Source organism: Candidatus Cardinium hertigii, assembly GCF_003788695.1.
This window is the reverse complement of record NZ_RARA01000019.1, coordinates 33,872-39,871: the sequence shown is the minus strand read 5'-3', so window position 1 is coordinate 39,871 and position 6,000 is coordinate 33,872. Positions and strand designations below refer to the sequence as shown.

Here is a 6,000-nt window from a genome sequence, read left to right as displayed (position 1 = left end):
TAACTATTACTAAAAAGTCTTTAAAAGTACATAAAAAATAATATTTTAGTGCTGTAAACGTACAAAAATGTACAAGTTACATCTAGATTTCTATAAAAAATACGTTGCCATTTTTCTATTGCAACGGCCTCAGTGTTATATTGTAACAAATGTGAACAGATACACATGTGAACAGATACACACTAGAAAAACATCAGCAACTACTTTTTATCTCAGCAATTACTTTTTATCTTTTAGTAGTAGCAACCAAATTTATATATTCCTACACTATGTTTCAATATATTAAGCCGCTATGACCAGTAGACTAAAACATGATGCGTTAATCAAAAAAATTTTAACCAACCCAGTAGCTGCACAGGAGTTTTTAGAATACTATTTACCAGCTGATTTTAAGGCTATAGTAGATTTAACAAAAATTACTATAGAAAAAGAATCTTTTGTAGAAGAGGATCTAAGGAGAAAATTAAGTGATCTTGTATTTTCTGTACAAACCAAAAACCACGATACGGCTTTTGTTTATGTATTGATTGAGGCGCAAGCTACACCAGACCATTGGATAGCTTTGCGATTATGGAAGTACATACTTTTATTATGCGAACGGCATAAGCAAAAAAAAGATGGGTTACCCTTAATCTGTCCTCTTTTAATCTATCATGGCGCTAAAACATATAATGCACCCAGAAATTTATGGCAATTGTTTAGTCATCCTGAACACGCTAAAAAACTCATGACAGAAGATTATCAGCTGATTGATTTACAAAGCATGCCAGAGGATGAGATCCTAAAGAAAAAACAGTTGGGTATGTTTGAATATATGCTCAAATACATTCATAAACGGGATTTGTTAAAAGTATGGGCAGAACTTTTATCAAAATGCCCATATGCCGTTCTAATAGATAAAGAAAAAAATTATCTTTGTATAAAGACGTTGTTATGGTATACTGATGCAAAGTTACCAGAAGCGCAACAGAAAGAATTAGAACGGATCATTTCCAGACATTTATCTAAAGAAGAAACCGTTACGATTATGCGAACCATTGCGCAAAAATATATTGATGAAGGGATGCAACAAGGGATCATACAAGGTATAGAGAAAGGTATAGAGAAAGGTATAGAGAAAGGTATAGAGAAAGGTATAGAGAAAGGTATAGAGAAAGGTATAGAGCAAGGTATGGAGAAAGGTATGGAGAAAGAAAAAGCTGAAATAGCACAAAAGATGTTAGCTAATAATATGGATCATACCCTTATTGCGCATATTACTGGACTTGATATCTCTTTTATTCATACACTTAAACAGTGTTTATAGCGGCTTATTCCTTACAGTAAGTGAGACATAACGTATTGGCTCAACTTGTTAATTTGAGGCCGTTGCAATAGAAAACAAAAATTTTATAAAAAGCTGCAGTTTTCTATTGCAACGGCCTCATTAAATAGGATTTTCAACGGATTAAAATAGTTTTGTTAAATGAATAATGGTATACTTATTCTTCGTTGGATGATTTTTTTAATCCTTAAATAGACTAGTTGCCAATCGATTGTAAATAAACTAGTACCCCGTTGGGCCTTTATTAAAAATAAAAAACAAAAAGGCAGTACAGTAAAGTTAGCAAGCCAAGCACATATAAAAGGAGAAAGAGTATTTGCGATGGCCCAAGTCTCTCCAAGCGTAGTAAGAATATATTCCAACAGGATAAAAACAAAACTTATCATTACGGATACACCAAAACCACCTCTCCTAATAATACAACCCAAAGGTGCTGCTAATAAAAACATTATAACACACCGCATAGCTATAGCAAAACGGCGCTCTTTCTCAAATAAAGCCTGATTTAAATATTGTTTAACTGCTAATACATGCTCATGTTGCATTGTTAACGTAGTCTTTATTTTCTCCACAGTACGTAAGGCCCGTTGCGTAATCCATTGCAGGGTATCGCCATACTGTTGGCATTTTTTCTCTAGATTGGAAGGCGTTTTGCTTTCTATAAGCTGATTTCTAAATGCTATAAAATCAGCATCTTGAAGCAAGGTTGAACTTTCGAAAGAGGATTGCAACTGATCACCATTATCTGCATTCGATGGTTTAAAAGTATTTTCTGAAATACCATAACGACTAGCCTGTTGTACAAGCAAATTATGGCTATCGTTCCCTTCCTCCACTATTTTTTGCTCTATTTCCTGAATTAATTTTTTTAGTTGTAAATGGTCCCTTGTTCTAGGTTCGCTTGTATATTTCTCATCGGATTTCCTCAGTTTAAGCGCTTCTAGGCTANNCAATTTCTCCACATAATTACATCCATTGCTAAGCTCCATAACTAAATAGGCTTCATCTGGTGTAGTGTAAAGCTTACCCTTTTCTGCAATAGTTGCGATTGTTCCATATGTTTTGGTATAATCATACACTATGATACCCTCCATATGCTCATTATCGCCAAGTTTTTTATTTACATGAATACTATATCCTGGTATATTATTACAAATAACACCTTGTTGGATAAACAAAGCAGATTTTTTATTCATGACATCAATTATTAAAGAGAATATTTTATGGTTGGTAGTGGGATGGATATAATCTTGGAAATACAAGAGTACACCGCTTAAAAAGAGTACAAAAACAAAAGGAAAACATAAAATACGCTGTAGAGAAAGGCCTACAGAACGCATGGCCGTGAATTCAAAACTTTCAGAAAGATTACCAAAGACAATAAGAGAGGCTATCAACGCTGCAATAGGAAAAGCATTAGGAAATACATGCAGACCTATATAAAACAACAACTTTGTATAAACCAGAACGCCTAATCCTTTACCTGCAATATTAGAAAACAATACAAAAAACATTTGTATGACCAATACAAACAATACCAATGCAAGTAATAATACAAAGGTAGGTATAAAACTACGTAACAGGAGTTTATCTATTTTTTTTATAACGAGGTTACCCATTTTTACAAATTTGTGATTAACTTTATTATAAATATAGAAACAATTTAAGTAGTATGGATACTACAGCCTGGAAAAGACAATGAAATAACGAAGTAGCAAAGAAATGGCGAGGTAGCTCAGTCGGTTTAGAGCATCGGATTCATAACCCGAAGGTCGGGGGTTCGAGTCCCCCTCTCGCTACATACTTCTTATGACCTATGACCAAGGAATACTCAAGGAATACTCAAGGAATACTCAAGGAATACTCAAGGAATACTCAACAGACTTTACATACTAACACATACTAAACATACTTTTTTCTTTTCCTATTTTATATAATTTGAATGAGAATCGATATTATTACCTGTCTGCCTCAGCTATTTGAAAGTCCACTGAAGCATTTCATTTTTCAGAGAGCCATTAAACAGCATTTACTCTCGATTAACATACACAATTTACGCCATTACACCCCATATAAACATGATAAAATTGATGATTCGCTCTATGGAGGGGATGCTGGTATGTTATTAATGGTGGAACCAATTGCTAATTGTATTAGAGCACTTCAAAAAGAACAAAACTATGATGAAGTTATCTATATGGCTCCAGATGGTGAACCGCTTACGCAAGATTTGGTGAATAAGTGTTCTCTCAAACAAAATATAATGGTATTATGTGGACATTATAAAGGAATAGATGAACGCATACGTAAACACTTTATTACACTAGAAATCAGTATTGGAGATTACGTGCTTTCTGGAGGAGAATTACCTGCTCTCATATTAGCAGATGCTATAGTTCGGGTTATACCAGGCGTTATATCAGATGCTTCTTCTGTACTGGCAGACTCTTTTCAAGATGGATTAGTAGCGCCACCCGCTTATACACGGCCTTACAATTATGAGGGTATGATGGTTCCAGATGTATTGCTTTCTGGAAATCACAAAGCTATCCAGGAATGGGCTCAGCAAGAAAAAGTTGCTAGAACAAAAAAAAGAAGGCCACACCTTATCGAAAAAAAAGAAGTAATATAAAAGGTGTCCGTTCACCTGCGTGGTAGCCATATTTTATATATTATGAGGCCGTTGCAATAGAAAACAAAAATTTTATAAGAGAGGAAAATCTATACCCAAGTGTTAGTTAAAAGCCTTAAAAATGACATAAGCCATACATTTTAGTGCTGCAAGCTTATAAAGAACTTTAAATTTGTATAATACAATTGCTACAGTTTCCAGTTTTTTAGTTTTCTATTGCAAGGGTCTCGCTATAAATTTATAGCTAATAAATTTATTAGGTATCCGTTCAATGGTGTGGCAAGGTGCTGAAATTCATAGTAAAAAGGATCTAATGATATATTTATTTTATATTTTACCCAAAAAGTAATTTTTAACGTTTTGTTTTTAAAGTTCATTTACAGTACTTTTATAAAGTACATATGTATTGAACAATTACTTATAAATATCTTTGTTTTAATTTTTTAGTTTATAATCAATAATAGCCACACCACTGAACGGATACATTTATAGCTAAATATTATAATTATTAGAATTTATTTTATATTTGCAGTAGAATGCTTAGCATAAGCAGGTTACACAGCCAAATTTAATGCAAACATTACCACAATATTAAAAACTATATAATAGATATTATCTATGAATATGAAAAAATCTTATTTGCTTAAAATATTAAGGTCATACCAAAGAGGCCTCATTTTGATTAGTGGCTTATTATGCTATGTGATCATAGCAGCAAATCAATGCAGGGGTTCTGTAAGCGGTCCTAAATTAATAGTTAATAATGAGATAAATAATGAAAAAAATCCATACTTGACACAGCTCTCTTTACCTGAAAATTCTCCAAAACGATCTGATACTGCTAATAGTTGCAATAATTTCGTTTACCATCCATCTAGTTCAACTGGTTCAAAAGGTAGCGGTGCACATACAAGTCCGATGCCATCACCTTCACCACAAGCTTCTAATATGCCCTTTTCTGGTATTGCTAATCTTGGTAATACTTGTTACATGAATGCAGTGCTACAAATCATTGCAGCGCTGTATAGCGATGATGTGCGAGATAGTACTCCACTAAAGGAAATCATAAACGAAATCAACAAGAACCCTATCGATTCACAATCTTGCAATGATGGTTATGTAAGGAAATTCACGACTGAACTAGAAGGTAAAGCGGGAACAATGGCACAATCACGACAACAACATGATTCTGAAGAGTTTTTACGTTATCTTAACGAATCTTACCCTTTTTTAGACGAGCATCGCTATAGTAAATATACATTCATTGGTATTAAAGACAAAGAAGGGAAAATGCGAATTAAAAAAAGAAGTAACGAGATGGAACATATAATTAAAATAAATCTAGGGGAAGGAGTAAGAGCCCAACCTTACATCACTCAAATGATTAAATTGAATGCAAAAGAGGTAGTACAGGATACTAATCTAGAAATAGAATTAAATGAATATCGGTTATTAGACGACTACATAAGTTCAAAATTAGATACAGCTTTTCTATTGGAGGCTAATTTGGAGCCTGCAAAAGACGATCTATCAACAGAACATTATATAATTCAGGAAGTAATAGATAAACTTCCTTCTAAACTATGTATACAATTATTACGATATCCTAACCAAACAAAAATAACAGATAAATTTAAAGGAACAGAAGAGATTAGCATTAACGATGCTAATTTTAGTTTACATGGATTTATTGTGCATCATGGACCCAGCCTACATAGTGGCCACTACACTGCTTATGTAAAGCGAAAAGGGGAATGGTATTGGGCAGATGATAAAATCATAACTCGTCTTGATTCATCAGCAGCCATCAAAGCCTCTCAAGAGGCTTATCTTTTATTTTATGCAAAAAAATAGCACTGAGTAACTCACTACTTAGCCCACTTGCACAACAACCATCAATTGTTTATCTATACTTTATAGCGCCTACTTCACAATGATGGGATTCCATCTTGAGTAGTGCATCAGTCAGATTGTATGATCTATGGATGATTTATAGGCGTTTTGTTTTAGAAAGCATTTAAAACTGAACAGATGCAAGCAATTG

Annotated in this window: 4 protein-coding genes and 1 tRNA gene; 4 read left to right on the top strand and 1 reads right to left on the bottom strand. The window is 33.5% G+C overall.

Features of this window, described 5'->3' with window-relative positions; translation table 11 throughout:
- The first annotated feature begins 292 nt into the window (after positions 1-292).
- Positions 293-1,306 (top strand): Rpn family recombination-promoting nuclease/putative transposase, encoded by a 1,014-nt coding sequence (locus EDM02_RS01425; RefSeq protein ID WP_123662513.1) that lies wholly within the window; start codon positions 293-295, stop codon positions 1,304-1,306.
- Between the two features lie 155 nt (positions 1,307-1,461).
- Here EDM02_RS01425 and EDM02_RS01420 read toward each other — a convergent pair whose 3' ends face one another.
- Positions 1,462-2,943 (bottom strand): LptF/LptG family permease, encoded by a 1,482-nt coding sequence (locus tag EDM02_RS01420; RefSeq protein ID WP_123662509.1) that lies wholly within the window; start codon positions 2,941-2,943, stop codon positions 1,462-1,464.
- A 105-nt stretch (positions 2,944-3,048) separates the two neighbouring features.
- On the opposite strand from EDM02_RS01420, the gene EDM02_RS01415 reads away from it, so the two are divergent.
- The 3 genes from EDM02_RS01415 (at position 3,049) to EDM02_RS01405 (ending at position 5,810) form a co-directional block, all read left to right on the top strand.
- Positions 3,049-3,123, top strand: a tRNA-Met gene (locus tag EDM02_RS01415).
- 143 nt (positions 3,124-3,266) lie between these two features.
- Positions 3,267-3,956 (top strand): tRNA (guanosine(37)-N1)-methyltransferase TrmD, encoded by a 690-nt coding sequence (gene trmD, locus EDM02_RS01410; RefSeq protein WP_123662507.1) that lies wholly within the window; start codon positions 3,267-3,269, stop codon positions 3,954-3,956.
- 618 nt (positions 3,957-4,574) lie between these two features.
- Positions 4,575-5,810: a ubiquitin carboxyl-terminal hydrolase family protein gene (locus EDM02_RS01405; protein ID WP_123662505.1), complete on the top strand. Its 1,236-nt coding sequence runs from the start codon at positions 4,575-4,577 to the stop codon at positions 5,808-5,810.
- Positions 5,811-6,000: the final 190 nt, after the last annotated feature.